Source organism: Plesiomonas sp., assembly GCF_051650925.1.
Lineage (GTDB): Bacteria > Pseudomonadota > Gammaproteobacteria > Enterobacterales > CAMTGL01 > Plesiomonas.
This window is the reverse complement of sequence record NZ_JBOFRH010000008.1, coordinates 1-2,755: the sequence shown is the minus strand read 5'-3', so window position 1 is coordinate 2,755 and position 2,755 is coordinate 1. Positions and strand designations below refer to the sequence as shown.

Here is a 2,755-nt window from a genome sequence, read left to right as displayed (position 1 = left end):
TTAGTGCAGACGGCATTGAGTAATTTAAGTTTAGGCTATGCACTCACCTATCTGGTGGGTTTAGTCAGTCTGATCCTTGCTGCACGTTATCTGCCTAAATTACAGCGACAAGATTTGGTGACCAGTGCGCAAGAGATTGCTCGTGAGCGTGGTCTAGACCCAGACAGTCAGCGTAAAGTGTACCTGCCGATTATTCGAGCCTACCGTGTTGGCCCAGAACTGGTTGAGTGGAGTGGTGGTAAAAATTTACGCGAACTGGGTATTTACCGACAAACCGGTTGCTATATCGAGCGTATCCGCCGCAACGGTATTTTGGCCAGCCCCGACGGTGATGCTGTATTACAAATTGGTGATGAGATAGCACTGGTGGGCTACCCCGACAGCCATGCGCGTCTTGACCCAAGCTTTCGTGAAGGGAAAGAGGTCTTTGATCGCGATCTGCTCGATCTGCGGGTTGTTACCGAAGAGATTGTGGTAAAAAATGACAGCGTAGTTGGTAAGCGCCTCTCACACCTCCGGCTAACAGATCAGGGCTGTTTTTTGAACCGTATTGTTCGCAGCCAAATTGAGATGCCGATTGACGATACTATCGTGCTCAATAAAGGTGATGTTTTACATGTCAGCGGCGATGCCAGACGAGTACGTGGCTTGGCCGATCGCGTCGGGTTTATCTCAATTCATAGCCAAGTGGCCGATCTGCTGGCATTTTGCAGCTTCTTTATCATTGGTCTGATGGTCGGCCAAGTCACCTTCCAGTTTAGCCAGTTCAGTTTCAGCTTTGGTAATGCTGCTGGTCTGCTGTTTTCCGGTATTATGCTCGGCTTTTTACGCGCCAACCACCCTACGTTCGGTTACGTGCCGCAAGGGGCGTTGACCATGACCAAAGAGTTTGGCTTGATGGTCTTTATGGTCGGAGTGGGCTTAAGTGCCGGTAGCGGGCTGAATAATGAAGTGGATAATATCGGGTTACAGATGATTTTTGGCGGCTTACTGGTCAGCCTCGGTCCGGTGATTATCGCCTATCTGTTTGGTGCTTATATCCTGAAAATGAACCGTGCCATGCTGTTTGGTGCAATCATGGGGGCACGTACACTGGCACCGGCAATGGAAGTAATTAACTCACTCTCGCGCAGTAATATTCCGGCGCTAGGTTATGCCGGTACCTATGCTATCGCCAACGTCTTACTGACACTGGCAGGTTCACTGATTGTGGTCTTTTGGCACTGATACCCAACATATTTAGATTAACGTCACATAAAAAAAGCCCATCTTTCGATGGGCTTTTTATTTTATTTCTATATGTGCATCTACCGAATCAGCAGCTCACAGTTATGCAGCCTCTTCACGTTCGGCACGTGCCGGATTAGGGTGCGGGCCATCAACATGATCTACCTGTACCGCACGGCTGCGCAGTTCATCCGCTTCACGCATTTGCTTCGCTTCTGCATCATTAATCACCCCTTTTTGCAGACCGGCAGTGATTAATGCCTCTAATGCCACTTTACGTGGTAATGCGCCTGAACGCTGCGCTTCAGCTAATTTCTTCTCAATGCCACGTGCGGCATACATCGCCTGAAACGCCGATTCAACAATGTTAATGGCTTCATCAGCCGCCTGACCGACAAAACATAACTTCGTTAAACGATCACGCTGCGCACCTGGGATCATAATCAACTTAGCGATAGTCAGCGCAATGTCATCACTCACCGGTTTGTAGCTAACACCGTATGGGAATACTGCCGTACGCAGTAATCTTGCCACCACTCGGTTCGGGAAGTTCTGGAAGAAGCTGTCAAAAGCTTTACCACACTCGTACAGGCAATACTGCAAGCCGTATTCTGCCAGCGGCAGATCCTCTTTCAAGCGCCCCTCTTGCTCATAACGCTTCAGCACTGCGGAGGCCAGATACAGATTACTCAACACATCACCGAGCCGTGCTGAAAGCATCTCTTTACGCTTCAAATCACCACCCAGCACCAACATCGCCATATCTGCGGTTAATGCCAGCGCACGGCTCATACGGCTAAGCTGTTTGTAGTAACTTTTCAGCGGGCTGGCATCCGGTGCGGCGCTAAATTTACCTGCGGTAATCCCCTGCCAGAATGTTGAGAAGAAGTTACTCACACCAAACCCAATATGTTTAAACAGAAGATCATCAAAAGCCTGCAGCCCTGCTGCTTCATCTGGATTTGCCGCAGCTTCCATCTCGCCTAATACAAACGGGTGACAGCGCGTTGCGCCTTGCCCGAAAATCATCAGGTTACGCGTTAGAATGTTTGCGCCTTCAACGGTAATCGCAACCGGAATACCAAAATAGTGGTGCCCCAGATAGTTCATTTCCCCCAGTTGAATCGCCCGCCCTGCATGCACATCCATCGAATCATTCAGTAGCTTACGGCCAATTTCTGTCATGTGATATTTTGCAATCGCAGTAACAATACCGGGGATCTCTCCGGTATCAAGCGCCGTGGTTGTCAGCGTGCGTGATGCCTCTAGCAGATAAGTCAGTCCACCAATCCGCCCCATCGCCTCTGCCACACCTTCGAAGCGCCCGATAGACATACCAAACTGTTTACGCACATACGAATATGCGCCGGTTGTACGGGTTGTTAAGTGGCCAATAGCCGTACCCAGTGCCGGCAGAGAAATACCGCGTCCGGCAGAGAGGCACTCAACCAGCATACGCCAGCCTTTACCCGCATACTCCGCCCCGCCGATAATCCAATCTAGCGGGATAAAAACATCTTTACCCCAT

Annotated in this window: 2 protein-coding genes; one reads left to right on the top strand and one right to left on the bottom strand. The window is 50.1% G+C overall.

What is annotated here, in order from left to right:
* Positions 1 to 1,227: aspartate:alanine antiporter (locus ACRC27_RS00125; protein WP_438638762.1), on the top strand; the 1,227-nt coding region annotated here is incomplete at its 5' end.
* Positions 1,228 to 1,329: 102 nt separating this feature from the next.
* Here ACRC27_RS00125 and ACRC27_RS00120 read toward each other — a convergent pair.
* Positions 1,330 to 2,755: acyl-CoA dehydrogenase (locus ACRC27_RS00120; protein ID WP_438638760.1), on the bottom strand; the 1,426-nt coding region annotated here is incomplete at its 5' end.